At 48.8% G+C, this 13,923-nt stretch carries 18 protein-coding genes and 1 pseudogene; 6 read left to right on the top strand and 13 right to left on the bottom strand.

The window, feature by feature from the left end; all coding sequences use genetic code 11:
* Window positions 1-313: 313 nt before the first annotated feature.
* The 3 genes and pseudogenes from cobU to queF form a co-directional block, all read right to left on the bottom strand.
* Entirely contained in the window at window positions 314-871 is a 558-nt protein-coding gene (gene cobU / locus AACR41_RS08780) for a bifunctional adenosylcobinamide kinase/adenosylcobinamide-phosphate guanylyltransferase (RefSeq protein WP_030007038.1), read from the bottom strand.
* A gap of 36 nt (window positions 872-907) precedes the next feature.
* Window positions 908-1,780 (bottom strand): prolipoprotein diacylglyceryl transferase, encoded by an 873-nt coding sequence (lgt, locus tag AACR41_RS08775; protein WP_045441942.1) that lies wholly within the window; start codon window positions 1,778-1,780, stop codon window positions 908-910.
* Window positions 1,780-2,180 (bottom strand): annotated as a pseudogene (gene queF / locus AACR41_RS08770) (preQ(1) synthase). The gene lgt and the pseudogene queF overlap by 1 nt, the downstream one beginning before the upstream one ends.
* A 230-nt stretch (window positions 2,181-2,410) precedes the next feature.
* On the opposite strand from queF, the gene AACR41_RS08765 reads away from it, so the two are divergent.
* Window positions 2,411-2,665: a type II toxin-antitoxin system HicA family toxin gene (locus AACR41_RS08765; RefSeq protein ID WP_030007036.1), complete on the top strand. Its 255-nt coding sequence runs from the start codon at window positions 2,411-2,413 to the stop codon at window positions 2,663-2,665.
* Window positions 2,662-3,009: a type II toxin-antitoxin system HicB family antitoxin gene (locus AACR41_RS08760; protein WP_030007035.1), complete on the top strand. Its 348-nt coding sequence runs from the start codon at window positions 2,662-2,664 to the stop codon at window positions 3,007-3,009. The genes AACR41_RS08765 and AACR41_RS08760 overlap by 4 nt, the downstream gene beginning before the upstream one ends.
* A gap of 50 nt (window positions 3,010-3,059) precedes the next feature.
* On the opposite strand, the gene gatC is transcribed toward AACR41_RS08760, so the two are convergent.
* Together gatC and AACR41_RS08750 are read right to left on the bottom strand one after the other, a co-directional pair.
* The gene (gatC, locus tag AACR41_RS08755) at window positions 3,060-3,353 is read right to left on the bottom strand and encodes an Asp-tRNA(Asn)/Glu-tRNA(Gln) amidotransferase subunit GatC (RefSeq protein WP_030007034.1); all 294 of its coding nucleotides are present in this window, start codon (window positions 3,351-3,353) and stop codon (window positions 3,060-3,062) included.
* A 52-nt stretch (window positions 3,354-3,405) separates the two neighbouring features.
* Window positions 3,406-3,927, bottom strand: a complete 522-nt coding sequence (locus AACR41_RS08750; protein WP_030007033.1) for a photosystem I assembly protein Ycf3 — start codon at window positions 3,925-3,927, stop codon at window positions 3,406-3,408.
* A gap of 68 nt (window positions 3,928-3,995) precedes the next feature.
* Here AACR41_RS08750 and holA point away from each other — a divergent pair, with 68 nt between their 5' ends.
* Together holA and AACR41_RS08740 are read left to right on the top strand one after the other, a co-directional pair.
* Window positions 3,996-4,976, top strand: coding sequence for a DNA polymerase III subunit delta (holA, locus tag AACR41_RS08745; protein WP_030007032.1), 981 nt, complete (start codon window positions 3,996-3,998; stop codon window positions 4,974-4,976).
* Between the two features lie 120 nt (window positions 4,977-5,096).
* A complete protein-coding gene (locus tag AACR41_RS08740) occupies window positions 5,097-5,579 on the top strand; it encodes a DUF4168 domain-containing protein (RefSeq protein ID WP_012307182.1) in 483 nt (160 codons plus the stop codon).
* Window positions 5,580-5,715: 136 nt separating this feature from the next.
* Here AACR41_RS08740 and AACR41_RS08735 read toward each other — a convergent pair whose 3' ends face one another.
* From AACR41_RS08735 to thyD, 4 genes are all read right to left on the bottom strand, one after another.
* Window positions 5,716-6,585, bottom strand: a complete 870-nt coding sequence (locus AACR41_RS08735; protein WP_030007031.1) for a M48 family metallopeptidase — start codon at window positions 6,583-6,585, stop codon at window positions 5,716-5,718.
* Window positions 6,586-6,721: 136 nt separating this feature from the next.
* On the bottom strand, window positions 6,722-6,955 hold the full coding sequence (locus tag AACR41_RS08730) for a hypothetical protein (RefSeq protein WP_223209913.1): 234 nt from the start codon (window positions 6,953-6,955) through the stop codon (window positions 6,722-6,724).
* 274 nt (window positions 6,956-7,229) lie between these two features.
* Window positions 7,230-7,514: a DUF2470 domain-containing protein gene (locus AACR41_RS08725; RefSeq protein WP_012307185.1), complete on the bottom strand. Its 285-nt coding sequence runs from the start codon at window positions 7,512-7,514 to the stop codon at window positions 7,230-7,232.
* 88 nt (window positions 7,515-7,602) lie between these two features.
* Window positions 7,603-8,526: a thylakoid membrane protein ThyD gene (gene thyD, locus AACR41_RS08720; RefSeq protein ID WP_030007030.1), complete on the bottom strand. Its 924-nt coding sequence runs from the start codon at window positions 8,524-8,526 to the stop codon at window positions 7,603-7,605.
* 147 nt (window positions 8,527-8,673) lie between these two features.
* Here thyD and AACR41_RS08715 point away from each other — a divergent pair, with 147 nt between their 5' ends.
* Window positions 8,674-9,174, top strand: a complete 501-nt coding sequence (locus AACR41_RS08715; protein WP_030007029.1) for an HNH endonuclease — start codon at window positions 8,674-8,676, stop codon at window positions 9,172-9,174.
* An 11-nt stretch (window positions 9,175-9,185) separates the two neighbouring features.
* On the opposite strand, the gene AACR41_RS08710 is transcribed toward AACR41_RS08715, so the two are convergent.
* From AACR41_RS08710 to AACR41_RS08695, 4 genes are all read right to left on the bottom strand, one after another.
* The gene (locus tag AACR41_RS08710; RefSeq protein WP_012307188.1) at window positions 9,186-10,448 is read right to left on the bottom strand and encodes an efflux RND transporter periplasmic adaptor subunit; all 1,263 of its coding nucleotides are present in this window, start codon (window positions 10,446-10,448) and stop codon (window positions 9,186-9,188) included.
* A 57-nt stretch (window positions 10,449-10,505) separates the two neighbouring features.
* Window positions 10,506-11,723, bottom strand: coding sequence for an AI-2E family transporter (locus AACR41_RS08705; RefSeq protein ID WP_223209912.1), 1,218 nt, complete (start codon window positions 11,721-11,723; stop codon window positions 10,506-10,508).
* Between the two features lie 60 nt (window positions 11,724-11,783).
* Window positions 11,784-11,984, bottom strand: a complete 201-nt coding sequence (locus AACR41_RS08700) for a hypothetical protein (protein WP_030007026.1) — start codon at window positions 11,982-11,984, stop codon at window positions 11,784-11,786.
* A gap of 85 nt (window positions 11,985-12,069) precedes the next feature.
* Window positions 12,070-12,579: a response regulator gene (locus tag AACR41_RS08695; RefSeq protein WP_045441939.1), complete on the bottom strand. Its 510-nt coding sequence runs from the start codon at window positions 12,577-12,579 to the stop codon at window positions 12,070-12,072.
* A gap of 318 nt (window positions 12,580-12,897) precedes the next feature.
* Here AACR41_RS08695 and lipA point away from each other — a divergent pair, with 318 nt between their 5' ends.
* On the top strand, window positions 12,898-13,800 hold the full coding sequence (lipA, locus tag AACR41_RS08690) for a lipoyl synthase (RefSeq protein ID WP_030007024.1): 903 nt from the start codon (window positions 12,898-12,900) through the stop codon (window positions 13,798-13,800).
* Window positions 13,801-13,923: the final 123 nt, after the last annotated feature.

The raw sequence follows: 13,923 nt of genomic DNA, 5'->3' as shown, positions 1-13,923 counted from the left end.
GTTTTTAATTCCTCTTGTCTATATGAATGAACAAGGGTTGGATATTAAATGGCTTACGCTAGTTTCCTTGTTATGGATTCTCCCTGTCAAATGAGCAAAAGCCAATAGGTATAAATCCTATGGTCAGGGGAGTTTCCGAGAATCATGTAAGCGGGTCAACCTTATGAAATATAGGCTATTTCAGATGGTTAACGTTTCTTAAAATAACACATACTCCATAGGCATATAGCCTTCTGAAGGATTTCATAACCTGAGTGTAAACACTTTTCTTAATATCTAGCAGAGTTTTTGTTACAAAAAGATACAATTGACTTCAGCTGAGGGGCATTTTTACCGGAGGCAAGGGATGTCCTAGTGTTTTGATATCCAAGGCATGCCCACCCACCAATAAATAGACTTGATCAGAAACGAGGCCCACTTCGCGGATCAAACGGCCCAGGCGATCGCGAAATAAGCGTCCTAATGGGTAAGTGGGAACGAGGCCCCAACCCGTTTCTTCGGCGACAAGAATTAGCATCCGTGGGGAATTTTTAATCGCCTCCAAAAATGCTGTGGTGAGCTGGTGCCAAGGAGCCGGCTCTGTTTCTAAATGATTGGCCACCCACAGACCGAGGGAATCTACAAGGACGCAGTGGTCTTCGGGGATACGTCGCATCGCTTCGGTTAGATGGACTGACTCACCCATAAATCCCCAATTTTTCGGGCGGCGATCGCGGTGGTGTTGGATCCGGGCCATCCATTCGGGATCGTCAGGATCTTCAACAGCCGTCGCAATGTAGGTGACGGGGCGTTGGGACTGGAGTGCAAGGTGTTCGGCCCATTCACTTTTGCCAGAGCGGACGGCGCCCGTAACGAGGATGGTTTGGCCCATGGATAATGTTGTCACTAGAGGAGCAATGGTAACGGTTTAAGTCTCGGAATTTTCTGGGATAGCTTCTGCCTCTCGTAATTCCCTCGGCGATCGCACATCGGGTAAGCGTCGTTTTAGAACATATAACCAGACTAATCCCAAAATACCGAGGGCCATTCCTGTCAAACTGACTAATTGAGCGACGCGAATCCCACCAAGCATTAAACTATCAGTGCGCAAGCCTTCGATCCAGACGCGGCCAGCACTGTAGGCGATCCAGTAGGTAAGAAAAATTGTGCCTGTTTTGAGGCGATCACCATGGCGCAAACCCCAGAAAAATAAATAGAGGAGTAATGCAAAAACCCCAAGATTCCAGACAGATTCATAGAGGAAGGTCGGGTGAAAATATTCATATTCCACAAGGTTTAAAGGGCGATTTTGGAGGGGAATATAAAGCTTCCAAGGCAAATCGGTTGGTGCCCCAAAGGCTTCCGAATTGAAAAAATTTCCCCAGCGACCAATAGCTTGCCCCAAAATCAAAGCAGGCGCAATCAAATCCCCCAGTTGCCAAAAAGAAAGACGATTCAGGCGACAAAAAATCAACGCCGCAATCACACCGCCAAGGATCGCCCCGTGGATCGCAATGCCCCCTTGCCAGATCGCAATAATATCCTGGGGACGATCGACGTAGCTGCGCCATTGAAATAGCACATAATACAGTCGCGCGCAGGGAATCGCCCCAATAATTCCCCAAATGACGTAATCGGCTAGTAACTCCGGTTTAATCCCCCGTCGCTTTGCCAAAAATTGAGAGAGATTCACACCGATCAACACGGCGATCGCGATTAAAAGACCATACCAACGGATTGCAAAATTACCCACCTCAAACAAAATGGGGCCAGGGGATTGGAACTGCCAAGCGAAGATCATCATGCTTGTTCTTTGGTGTGGGTAACTTCAATGACAGTATGCACATTACCACGGGGCTGGTAGTCTCCTTTGATCGTCATTTCGAGGGGATCACAGGCCGCGACCAGGTCATCGAGAATTTGATTAACTGCTTCTTCGTGGGAAATATAGCGATCGCGGTAACTGTTGACATAAAGCTTGATCGCTTTTAACTCCACCACTTTCTGATCCGGTACATAAGTAATGTAAATCGTTGCGAAGTCCGGATAGCCAGAAAAAGGACATTTACAAGTGTATTCCGGCAGGGTGATGTTAATGGTATAGCGACGTCCGGGGCGGGGTTCGGGAAAGTAATGAGTTCGCCATTTTCAATTTCCCGCTCACCGTACTTTAGGGTTTGCGCTTCTGTGGTCTGGCCCATGGATAAAACCTTAATATTTTTTAAAGAAACCGTATTGTATTGTACAAATCTTTGCTGAAGTCTTGGGCCTCTAGGCAATTTCTTTGAAATCACTTAGCCAAGATCCCCAGTCAAAATGACCAGGCATATATTTTAACTGCGACACTCCTCACGATGAAATTATCGTGACGCGATGTTCAGAGCATAATGTTTTGGTACTTTTTTGTAGTACCATCGAGGTACTTAACAAAATGAAGCGTAAAAACAGTAAAACCCTAGCGCTTATTTTCCAAAGGCCCATCAGTGGCAACATTGCCTGGTCTGACATCGAAGCACTCTTTCTGGAACTAGGAGCAGACATTTCTGAGAGGAGTGGCTCACGAGTTGCGGTGATTCTCTTTGGTGAAGTGCGGGTTTTTCATCGACCTCACCCTTCCCCTACAACTGATAAAGGAGCCGTTGCCAGTATTCGGAAATGGTTAGAATCCCACGGAGTAAAGCCATGAACATGATGATTCTTGATGGTTATCGAGCAAAAATTGAGTATGACCCAGAACTTGACTTATTTCGCGGTGAAATCTTGGGGTTAAATGGTGGCGCAGATTTCTATGGCCGCAATCCCGAAGAACTCCGCCAGGAATTTAAAAATTCCCTCGCAGTATTTCTCGAAGTTTGTAAGGAAAAAGGCATTAGCCCCATCAAAGAATATTCAGGACGCTTTAACCTACGAGTTTCACCAGAGCTACACCGTGAAATCACGATTTTGACGGCCAGCAAAAATACCAGCATCAATAGGTGGATTACCGAAGTTCTGCAAGAAGCGGTGCAATCTACTGATTATGCCCAATAAAAATTCCCCTATCACCTGACAGGGGAATTGAGCAAAAACATAAATTTTAATTATTCGCTTTCGCCGAGGATCTTGGGGACTCGGAAATAATCATCTTCGCGATCCGGGGCATTATCGAGTAAAAGTTGGCGATCGCCGTAAGTTTTTTGTTCATCGGTGCGGGTAATATTGCTCACGTCAATGGCTCTGGTGGTCGGCTCCACATTGTCCGTGTCCAGTTCGCTGAGTTGTTCGACATAGTCTAAAATCGCGCTGAGTTGGGAGGGTAAGCGCTGTTCCTCTTCCGGCGTTAATTCCAAACGTGCTAAATGGGCAACCTTGCGGACCTGTTCAAGATCAATCATGTTTAAATTCTCAATGTGAATGCTTACTTTAAAGTTTCGATCACTAACTAATTTAGAAAAAGACGTCCATTTCCGAGCGACCGGTGGTTTTCAGCCAGTTTTGCGCTTCGATGTAGTTGTTCGGCGCGATGCGGATCGCCTGCTTCCAATATTCTGCGGCCTTATCAAAGAGCGCTTCTGATTCGTCTTCATTGCCAGATTGCTTTGCTTTTTCGCCTTGGTAGTGATAGACCACCGCAATATTATTTAGGGCCTGGGGCATCCGGGGATTGAGATCAATTGCTTCGTGGTAGAGTTCTAGGGCTTTGTTGTGATCGCCGTTGCTGGCATAGATCAGGCCCATATTGTAGAGGATATAGCTACGATCATTGGGGTCATCTTCAAGCCTCAGGGCTTCTTCGTAGTTTTCGAGGGCTTCGGAATATTCCCCATCGGCTTGGGCCGACATCCCATCGCGATAATAGGCAAAGGCTTCTTTGGAACGGTTATTGGTGGGCAGAATTTTGAGGATGATATCGGCCATCACCGTAAAGCTTTTGTCGATGAAATTATCGTTGCGCTGTGTTCTGGGCATAATGGTTACGTTGCGAGGGATGCTCTATTTACTTTACCTTGATTTGTTTGTGATTTTAGCGGATTGCGATGGCGGTGTATTTTTTCTGGGGGGAGGATGATTTTGCGATCGCCCAAGCGGTGGATCAGATTAAGCAATCGGTTTTAGATCCAGCTTGGCTATCGTTTAATTTTCAGACCTACGACGGCAGTAAAGAGGAAAGTATTATTGATGCGCTGAATGAGGTGATGACGCCGCCCTTTGGCATGGGAGGACGGTTAGTTTGGCTGAATGAAGCGACGTTGTGCCAATCTTGCTCGGATAGTCTTTTGCAGGAATTGCACCGGACATTACCCGTGATTCCCGAAAGTTCACATCTGTTAATCACGAGCCGTAAAAAACCAGATAAGCGGCTAAAATCGACAAAATTTATCCAGGAACACGCGAAAGTACGGGAGTTTTCGCCGATTCCCCCGTGGCAGACGGAAGCCCTTGCGGATCGGGTCAGAAGTACGGCGCGGGAATTGGGGGTGAATTTAGATCGACCAGCAACGGAATTACTGGGTGAGGCGGTGGGCAATGATACGCGACGGCTCTGGAATGAGTTAGAAAAGCTCAGAATTTATCAGGGGAGCCGGACACAACCGTTAACACAAGTAGAAATTCAGCAACTGGTGGCAGCAACGAACCAAAATAGTTTGCAACTCTGTGAGGCGATCCGGGAAGGCAATGGTGGTTTAGCGATTCAATTGGTGGGGGAACTGTTGGCGCAAAATGAGCCTGCCCTGCGGATTGTGGCGACGTTGATCGGTCAATTCCGGATGTGGACAATTATTAAGGTAATGATCGAAGCTGGGGAACGGGACGATCAGGCGATCGCCAAACTGGCGGATCTCAAGAATCCCAAACGATTATATTTTTTGAAAAAGGAAATTTCCCGGTTGCGGGGCCAGCAACTCCTCAAAACCCTGCCGATTTTGCTCGAACTCGAAGCCGGACTGAAACAAGGGGCGATCGCCGAGGAAATTCTCCCGACTAAAATTCTCGAACTCTGTCAGCATTTCCGCTAAACCCTTGCAACCATGGCAGAAAAAAGTTGCCCCCTGGAACTTCCCTCCCTAAAACCTATTCTTTAATATTGAATACGTTTAAAATTTGCCATCGCTGATTTTTATTCCCCATCGGTCATTATGCTTTTACCCCGTCGCTTCCAAGATTATTTGCTGGGCAGTTGCCTTACCCTCAGCGCCCTGGGCTTGGGGCTAGCGCCCCAATTAACCCTCAAACCGGAAATTCTTGGCTGGCAAAATCAGGCGATCGCCCAACAACCGAGCACCGCAGACATTAATCGCTATGCCGAAGCCTATCTGGCGATCTACGGCAACAACAGCATGGATAATCTCTTGTTGGAGGTCGAAAATCTCATTGGCCGCAAACCGGACTGGGAAATTCGCTGCGATCAGCCCCAGAGTATTAACCGTCTCAATAACCGTGCCGCCATTGGGAAAGTGCGTAACTACTGCAACAATGTCTTGCCCAACCTCATTGACGACATTATGCCCCGCAGCACCTTTAATCGCATTAGTAATCAGCTGCCTAATAATCCGACTCTCCAGGAACAAATTCAGGACGCCATGTTCGATATCCTCAAACAAAAACAAGGCGGCCGTTAACTAACTCGCCCGCATATATCGAACAAAATTCCCTTCCCCCAGCACCATGGGGGATTTTTTTTGCTCACAGATACACCCAAAAAAGGCGATCGCCAAGGAAAGCGATCGCCTAAAAACTGAGTTAAAAACCAACCATTTAGAGCAGGGGCGACAGACGACTCCGATAACGTTGCTGATTTAACCCCTCCGCATAGAGCGAACCTTGGGGATTTCCCGAATAACGGGCGGCTTTATTTTGGAGTCGCACAATTCGATCATTGGTGGCTGGGTGGGTACTCAAAAATTCAGGGGGACGACCACCACCACTGTTGGCTGCCATCAACTTTTTCATAAATGAAGCCATCGCCTCTGGGGCATAGCCGACCCGGGTCAACATATTAAACCCAAGATCATCCGCTTCCGTTTCGTCACTGCGACTGTTGGGATAATCAACGGCGATCGCCACCCCCAACTGGACAATCTGACTACTATCCAAGCCCGTCGCCGCCAAAATCCCCTGGTTCCGGGCCTGCATTCTCATCTGTTCTAGGGAATGTTTCGCCGCAATGTGACCAATTTCATGGCCAATTACACTAGCAAGTTCTGCCTCATTGGCGGCGGTTTTAATTAGCCCTGTGTTGATGTAGTTGTAGCCCCCCATGGTGGCAAAGGCATTCACGCTGTCATCCTCGACGACAAAGAATTTGTAATTTAAATTTGGGCGTGTGCTTTGGCGCGCTAAACGTTGGCCAATTTCGTTGATGTAGCTCACAACCCGCTGGTTTTGATAGAGTTTAACCTGGCCGGAACGGGTCAGTTCATTGTGAATTTGTTGACCAAAGTCCTGTTCCTGGGCATCCGAGAGATTGGAAATTTGATAACTCTGCACCCCCCAGATTAAAACGCCCCGCAAAAGATTTTCAAAAAAACCCGCCTGGCTAACGGTGGGTGTCGCAAGGTTGACGCTGATCGCGACAATGCAGGCTAATAGGCCATACATCCAGCGGTTTTTTCGACGATGCAACATGATGCTTGTGTTCCTGTGGCTGTTTTGAATAGGGAAGGTAGATTGGCTAACAAACCGAAGGCTTGTTCTTTTCTATAGTAACCAATCGCAATTTTCCGTTATGTTCTCAGACGGTCGCCCCCAGGACTTTAGTTCCTTAATTCATGTTTTGGTAATAGTAAAAGTTAAAGGTTTCAAACATACCGCCGACAAAACCACAGGCGATCGCAATGACTAAGACCCCTTCCCAAATGCGCCCATTGCCAAAAACTTTTAGCACATTCCCAAAGGCATCCGTTAACAATTCAACAGTTACCCCAGGGAAAATCCCCACCGCCGCACAGAGGGTCAAAAGTAAACCGCAAACCACCATCGGTGCCAAAAAGCTCATCGTAACGGTGATACACAGTGAAGGAAAAAATCTAGGGGTCGCTTTCATAAGTCAGGGGATCCTTAGGCACAAGCACTCGTTTTCTTTAGGATATGGCGCGTTGAGCTGACTTTAGAGTAGCCAATTAAACGGAATGCATACTATAAAGGACATGATTCTTAAATTTTTATAAAATTTTGAGATATGCCAGACCACCAAAAAGCCGCCCATCCCCACAGAACGCCTAGGATAGACGGCTTTAGACAAATTATGGTGTAAGTTGCTGGGAGTTTGTTTAGGTGGGATTGCCTTGGGCTGCTTGCATCATTTCCACTAACACAGTGTGGGCCTCCTTAGCATTGGCTAAGGTTTTTGGAAAAGGGATGCGTACCGCTTCTGTGCCGGTGGTGTCAGTCACTTCAAGGGCCATCCCCGTTTCATCCAGGGACAACATTTTTGCGGCTTCTGCGCGATGGCACTGGCCAAAATGTTTCGCGTACAGGAGAACCGCGTCGCCATGGTCTTTGTTCATGTGGTTACAAATGCGATCGCTCACGGCGGAGGTAATAATTTCAGACATGGTTTGTAAAAAAATACGATAAATCTTTATCAAAATAATAGGCTGCTGACTCTCACAAGTCTGGCTAAACCATTTGGCTGTCGGGGAATTAACTAGCCAGTAAATCAACCAGGGCAGCTTTGAGATCCGGAAATTTAAACTGGAAGCCAGCCTCTTCGGTTCGTTTGGGTAGCACTTTTTGCCCTTCTAATACGACTTTCGCACCATCGCTGAGGAGTAATTCTAAAACAAAGCCCGGTACTGGGAGCCAAGCAGGACGTTTCATTACAGATCCTAGGGTTTGGGCAAGGGTTTCCATGGTGACTGGATTGGGGGCAGTGCCGTTGTAGGTGCCTTGCCAATCGGCTTGGGTAAGGGCCATTTCAATCAAGCTAACGAGATCATCGCGGTGAATCCAAGAAACCCATTGTTTACCTGTGCCGAGGGGGCCGCCGACAAAGGTATTAAAAGCGAGAATCATCTTGGCGAGGGCTCCTCCTTCTTTGGCGAGGACAATCCCAAACCGGAGAATGACGGTGCGAGTGCCGTGGTTTTGGGCTTCTAGGGCCGCCGTTTCCCAGGCTTGACAAACGTCTGCGAGGAAGTCGTTACCGGGAGGGCTCGTTTCAGTGTAGATGGCGGTTTCACTGGTGCCGTAATAGCCGACGGCAGAGGGATTAATGAGTACCTGGGGTTTTTGGTCAGCTTTGGCGATCGCCTCGACGATCTTTTCTGTCCCCCCCTGGCGACTATGGCGAATTTCCTGCTTATAGCTGGGTGTCCACCGTTGTTCCGCAATGGGAGCCCCAGCCAGATTCACCACCGCATCACAGCCAGAGATACAGTCCTGCCAGAGGCCTGACTCCGTGGGGGTATAGGCCACAATCTTGAGCTTTGGATAGGTAGAGGCTGGAAAAATGCCTTGGGCTTTGGCCTCACTGCGGGTCAAGACTAAAAGCTCATGGGCAGGGTACAAACGCTCAACCAAACGTTGCCCCACAAGACCTGTTGCACCAGTAATCGCAATTTTCATTGAAAAAAGTTTAAATCATCAAGGATATACACAAATTGTGGCGTAATGGCCCCAGTGGCGACAACGCCCCCTGTCTTTGAGAGCTGTGCTAGCATAGGCGGAAATATTGAGTCTAGCGTCTTTTTTTACAAAGATTACGGGAAAAATATGGCCAAGGTATTGGTGCTAAATGCCTCTTATGAGCCGCTCAACATTACCAGTTGGCGTCGGGCAGTGGTGCTGTTGCTCAAAGACAAGGCCGAAAGCCTAGAACACAATGGCCGCGTCATTTACCAGAATTTTCCTCTCCCCACCGTCATTCGCCTGCGCCACTACATTAAGGTGCCCTACCGCGAGATTCCCCTCACCCGTAAAAATATTCTGGAACGCGATCGCCACACCTGCCAATATTGCCGTAAGCGCGGCGAGCAACTGACCCTCGACCACATTATTCCGCGATCGCGCGGTGGCGTAGACAGTTGGGAAAACCTCGTCACCGCCTGTATGCGTTGCAATGTTCGTAAGGGCAATCGCACCCCCAAAGAAGCAGAAATGGAGTTACTGATCCAGCCGCGCAAACCCCACAGTAGTCTTTATTTCGAGCTTTTGAAATACACCCAGGATGATCTCAACCACGAATGGCGCAAATATGTGATCGGCATTAACTAAATCCCCACGCTTTACTGGAAGACTTCTTCGGTTTGGGGGAAGACAGGGGTGCCGTCAGTCAAATTGAGAATGCCCGTGGTAATCACCTGTTCCCCGGTAGTTAATCCTTCTAACACTTGATAGCGATCGCCTTCAATGGCGCCTAACGTGACGGATTTTTGGACGGCAATCAGGGGGGGATCGTTTTCCCCTTGGGCGTCGGGATTGGGGGCAGTGACAAAGACAAAAGTTTCTGCGCCAATGCGGGATACAGCCGTGACAGGCACCGAAACCCCGGTTTGCTGACTCAGAATCAGTTTGGCCTTGACCAGTTGCCCCGTGAAAAGGCGATTGTCAGGGTTATCGAAGCTGGCCTTCGCCAAGATGGTTTGGGAGGTAAAGTCTACTTCTGGGGAAATAAAACTTACTTGACCCCGACCCACGGTTTCGAGGGTGCGATAGTCGATCAGCTCGACGGGGAGGGAGAGACGCAGATCAGGAGCCTGCTCGATGGGCACAAAAAAGTTAAGACTCAGGCGTGTATTTTGGGCAATGGTGGCAATGGTGGCTCCCTGTTCGAGGTAGTCTCCTTGTTGCACGGTTAAGTCACCGATGGTGCCCGCAACGGGGGCTGTCACTTGGGTTTCCCGGAGATCTTCATTGGCGATCGCCACCGTATTGCTTGATTGGCGGAGGGTGGCTTTGGCTTGATTGACACTTGCTTGGGCAGCCTTGATCCGTTGATTGATGGTATTTAGCCGCGCCTTGGCCACCTCTAGATCCCGTTGGCTCTGGTCGAGATCCCGCTGGGGTAAAGCCCCGGTATCCACTAGGCTTTTAATCCGTTGGAGATCCTGTTCCCGGAGTTTTAAGTCGGCTTGGGTCTCCAGTTTTTCTGCATTGACAGCACTGAGTTGGGCTTCGGCATTGGCTTGGGCGGCCCGGGCTGCTTCTACTCCGGCGATCGCCTGTTGCAAAGAAGCCTGACTGCGTTCTGACTTGAGGGTCAAAATGGGCGTTCCTGCCGTGACAGTATCCCCCTCTTGGATTTGAATGGCTTGAATAATACCGTCTACTTCTGGCTTGAGGGTCACGAGATTATCCGCTTCTAAAACCCCCACGTATTCAGTGGTGGTGGCGAGCAGATCTGAATCTAAGGTTTCAAATTTTACTGGTACTCCCTGGGGAGTTTGGGCTTGGGGCGGTGGCCCACCACAACCACTAAGGCTCACGGCACAGCTGACAACTAGACCTAAGACCACTGGCGATCGCCAATCACTCCGGGACGCACCCATACATCAATTCCTCAACCAGAATAAAATCACTCCTAACAAGGGTACACAAAGTTTCCCTTAACTGGGGGACTCCGGCGGATGATCCGTCGGCAATTCAGGCGGTTTTGCTTCCGGTTCTGCTGCCACGGATTGGCTAGTTTCAATACCCACAATTCCGGAGACCATCGCCAGCACTTGGCCTTCTTCCCTCGCCTGCCAAGGGTCTAAAATATCTTTGATCAATACCTCTCGGACGATCACTTGACCGATAACTGCTAGGGGTAACGCCAAGAACAGTCCCAAAAACCCCAACTGCAATGTCACCGCAAACAAAACCTGAGCCAAAAGCGTTACGGCAGGGAGTAGGGAGACTTGCCGGGCCATTACCCAAGGGGTTAAAACATTTCCCTCTACCTGCTGAATTACGAAGTATAAGATTAAAACTGCCCAGATTTTCCACGGGGCTTCTAACAGAGCAATGAGGATGGGAGGAATCACGCTCAAAGCCGGGCCAATATTCGGAATAAAGGTCAGTAAACCAGCTAAAATCGCCTGGGGTAAGGCCAATGACAGCCCCAAAATCGAAAGACCCACATAGCTCAGGATGCCAATACAAAACATATTGAACATAATGCCTGCGACCCAACCCTTGAGATCGGCATCGCAGAGGGTGAGGATTTCGTCTGCCCGACGGCGATAAAAAGAAGGAAACAAACGGATAAATCCCTGGCGATAGGGTTGGGGATCCGCCAGAAACATCAAGGTTAAAACCGTCAGCAGCAAGACATTTAAAAGTACCTTGAGGGAGTCGGAAAATAAACTCCAGCCGCGATTAAGCAGCTCATTGAGCAGGGTCGGGATTTGGGGGATCACCTCATCGAGATTCGGCAGTTGTTCACTGATCGGCAGACCAAAGTTTTCTTCAATTTTGAAAATTTGGGAATCTAACCATTCATCGATTTCATAAAAGCCTGTATTGAGCTTGCTAAACAAAATTTGGAACTGGCCAATAAAAGGCGGAATGACGATGGTGAAGGCGAGCCAGAGGATCAATACCACCATAAACAGGGCGGTAAATACGGCGAAGGAACGCCCCATTCGCAGTAAGGGTTGGTTGAAACGGGCCGCAAGGCGATCGCCCCAGGTTTGCAGCTTGATCACCAGCACATTGAGGGCATTAGCCAGGATCACTGCCGTGAGCAACAACAGTAAAAATGCTTTAATTTGCCAGAGAATATACAGGGAACTCAGAAGAACAATGAAGCCGCTCCATTTCCGAAAATCCACGTTACTCACACGCCTCAAGTTAGTGCTGTTGTTTCGATTATGTCTTAGTTTTGACTAACCCTTGCCCTTTTAGGAAGTCTGGGACGTACTCCGCCACCACAAGAGCCCGGCCATCACCATCGCTGGGAGTAAAATTGCCGCCAAAGCACCGCCATTAGATGGGGCGATCGCCGCTAGGTTGAAACCATAGGGCAAACCATACTTGATTAACGCTGCCCCCACCGCCGAAATCACCAACACCTTAACTAAAGAAGAAAGCTGTGCACCCATCGAAATTATTGTCCCTTGATGTTTTCGCCAATGATCATCTAGTCGGCAGTTCAACAAATACAAATATTGGTCAAGTTTAGCGATCCTACTTCAACTTCTGTTTCACGAAATTGACCAACTGCCCCATTTGTTTTCTGAGCAGATCGATTTCCCCTTGGAGGGCATTTACCTTCGCCTGTAACGCCACGATTTCTGCCGCCATTGGATTTCCCGTTGTGCTCGCGCTGAGGGAAGAAGGAGAAACTTCTGGGATTATTTGGGCCTGTTTTTTCGCCTTCGCCATCGCATCTTTGATCGCGTTGATCAGTTGCTTTTGGTCAAAGGGCTTTTCGATGAATGAAAACAGTTCAAAGGGTTCCGGGAGCTTTTCGGTGACTTCTTCCTTGCGGCCAGACATCAGCACTAGGGGGATTGCCTTTAGTTCCGGGCGTTTTTGAATTTCTTGGTATACTTCCCAGCCGCTCATCTTCGGCAGCAGAAAATCCAACATGATCAGATTGGGATGTTCCGTATTGATGAGATTGAAGCCCTCAAGTCCATTCTTGGCCTCAATGACTTCAAAATTCCCCTCTGGCAGCATATCCTTGACCCGCATACGGATCACCTTGCTGTCGTCAATCACTAGGATTTTGTGGGTCACAACATACTCCTTCACAACATAAAATAGCTGGCTGGGTCGTCTCTATGATGGCGTGAGCTTGGTAAAAATTTTAAAAGCTTCAACCAAGATTTACGATCATCTAGAAGTTAAGCGATTGAGTTTTCCTCAGTTTGACATACTCATCGACCTGAAGCCACCGTGACTTTGATCACTGGGCTAGCCCCGTACCTGGGGATGTTGGGTGAACTAGATTTTCAGTAAACTAATTCTAAAAATCCCAGAACTTCCCTCAACAGCGTTTTTATAAAAATTATGGCTTCTTCTGCGTCTCACTCCTCCAGCGCCCCGATTTTGCCCATGCCCAGTTGGGTCAAAGCTCCCCTCGGTAAAGCCAGTGAGATCTCGACAGTCCAGCGAATCGTTAAGCAACGGGGCATTCACACCATCTGTGAGGAAGGAAAGTGCCCAAATCGAGGTGAGTGTTACGCCAATAAAACCGCAACATTTCTATTGATGGGGCAAGTGTGCACCAGGGCCTGTGCTTTCTGTCAGGTGGATAAAGGCCAAATCCCCCTCCCCCTTGACCCGGAGGAACCCCAAAAAGTGGCGGAGTCGGTGCGGCTGTTGGGACTGAATTATGTGGTGTTGACTTCAGTGGCGCGGGATGACCTTGCCGATGGGGGAGCTGGCTGGTTTGTAGCGGTAATGGCCGCGATCCGGGCTGAAAACCCAGGAACACAAATCGAAGTGCTGACCCCAGATTTTTGGAGTGGGCAAGGGGCAGAAACAGCTCAGGCAGAACGGGTAAAAACGGTGGTGGCAGCGCAACCGGCTTGTTATAACCACAACATTGAAACGGTGGCAAGGCTCCAGGACCCTGTGCGGCGGGGGGCAAAGTATGGGCGATCGCTCCGGGTTTTAGAGTTAGTCAAAGCGTACAATCCTGAGATCCCAACGAAATCGGGCTTAATGCTCGGTCACGGGGAAACGGAGGCAGAAATTATCGAAGCGTTGCGGGATTTACGGGCCGTGGGCTGCGATCGCCTCACCCTAGGCCAATACATGCGCCCGTCTCTAGCCCATTTACCTGTACAAAAATATTGGACACCGGCAGAATTTGAACACCTAGGGGCGATCGCCAAGGAAATGGGCTTTTCCCATGTGCGTTCAGGGCCTCTGGTACGTAGTTCTTACCACGCTGGTGAATCGCTCTAAAACCAGCTGAGAGTATTGCGATTTATGAAAGAGTATTACTAGATTATGTCGTTTTGGGACAATGCTACCGATGGGGTTCCCTAAGCTTTTAAGCTAAAAAAGTAAGGCCCAGTTTCGGGAGAA

The sequence above is a fragment of the Picosynechococcus sp. NKBG042902 genome (genome assembly GCF_963864045.1).
GTDB lineage: Bacteria > Cyanobacteriota > Cyanobacteriia > Cyanobacteriales > MRBY01 > MRBY01.
The sequence above is the reverse complement of the archived record's forward strand: the minus strand, read 5'-3'. Positions and strand labels throughout refer to the sequence as shown.

Coding starts and splice junctions, on each gene's coding strand:
- lgt (WP_045441942.1), bottom strand. CDS start 1,780: ATGATCTTCGCTTGGCAGTTCCAATCCCCTGGCCCCATTTTGTTTGAG.
- AACR41_RS08715 (WP_030007029.1), top strand. CDS start 8,674: ATGGCCAAGGTATTGGTGCTAAATGCCTCTTATGAGCCGCTCAACATT.
- AACR41_RS08730 (WP_223209913.1), bottom strand. CDS start 6,955: ATGAGCTTTTTGGCACCGATGGTGGTTTGCGGTTTACTTTTGACCCTC.
- holA (WP_030007032.1), top strand. CDS start 3,996: ATGGCGGTGTATTTTTTCTGGGGGGAGGATGATTTTGCGATCGCCCAA.
- AACR41_RS08765 (WP_030007036.1), top strand. CDS start 2,411: ATGAAGCGTAAAAACAGTAAAACCCTAGCGCTTATTTTCCAAAGGCCC.
- lipA (WP_030007024.1), top strand. CDS start 12,898: ATGGCTTCTTCTGCGTCTCACTCCTCCAGCGCCCCGATTTTGCCCATG.
- thyD (WP_030007030.1), bottom strand. CDS start 8,526: ATGAAAATTGCGATTACTGGTGCAACAGGTCTTGTGGGGCAACGTTTG.
- AACR41_RS08735 (WP_030007031.1), bottom strand. CDS start 6,585: ATGTTGCATCGTCGAAAAAACCGCTGGATGTATGGCCTATTAGCCTGC.
- AACR41_RS08750 (WP_030007033.1), bottom strand. CDS start 3,927: ATGCCCAGAACACAGCGCAACGATAATTTCATCGACAAAAGCTTTACG.
- AACR41_RS08760 (WP_030007035.1), top strand. CDS start 2,662: ATGAACATGATGATTCTTGATGGTTATCGAGCAAAAATTGAGTATGAC.
- AACR41_RS08725 (WP_012307185.1), bottom strand. CDS start 7,514: ATGTCTGAAATTATTACCTCCGCCGTGAGCGATCGCATTTGTAACCAC.
- gatC (WP_030007034.1), bottom strand. CDS start 3,353: ATGATTGATCTTGAACAGGTCCGCAAGGTTGCCCATTTAGCACGTTTG.
- cobU (WP_030007038.1), bottom strand. CDS start 871: ATGGGCCAAACCATCCTCGTTACGGGCGCCGTCCGCTCTGGCAAAAGT.
- AACR41_RS08740 (WP_012307182.1), top strand. CDS start 5,097: ATGCTTTTACCCCGTCGCTTCCAAGATTATTTGCTGGGCAGTTGCCTT.
- AACR41_RS08710 (WP_012307188.1), bottom strand. CDS start 10,448: ATGGGTGCGTCCCGGAGTGATTGGCGATCGCCAGTGGTCTTAGGTCTA.
- AACR41_RS08700 (WP_030007026.1), bottom strand. CDS start 11,984: ATGGGTGCACAGCTTTCTTCTTTAGTTAAGGTGTTGGTGATTTCGGCG.
- AACR41_RS08695 (WP_045441939.1), bottom strand. CDS start 12,579: ATGCGGGTCAAGGATATGCTGCCAGAGGGGAATTTTGAAGTCATTGAG.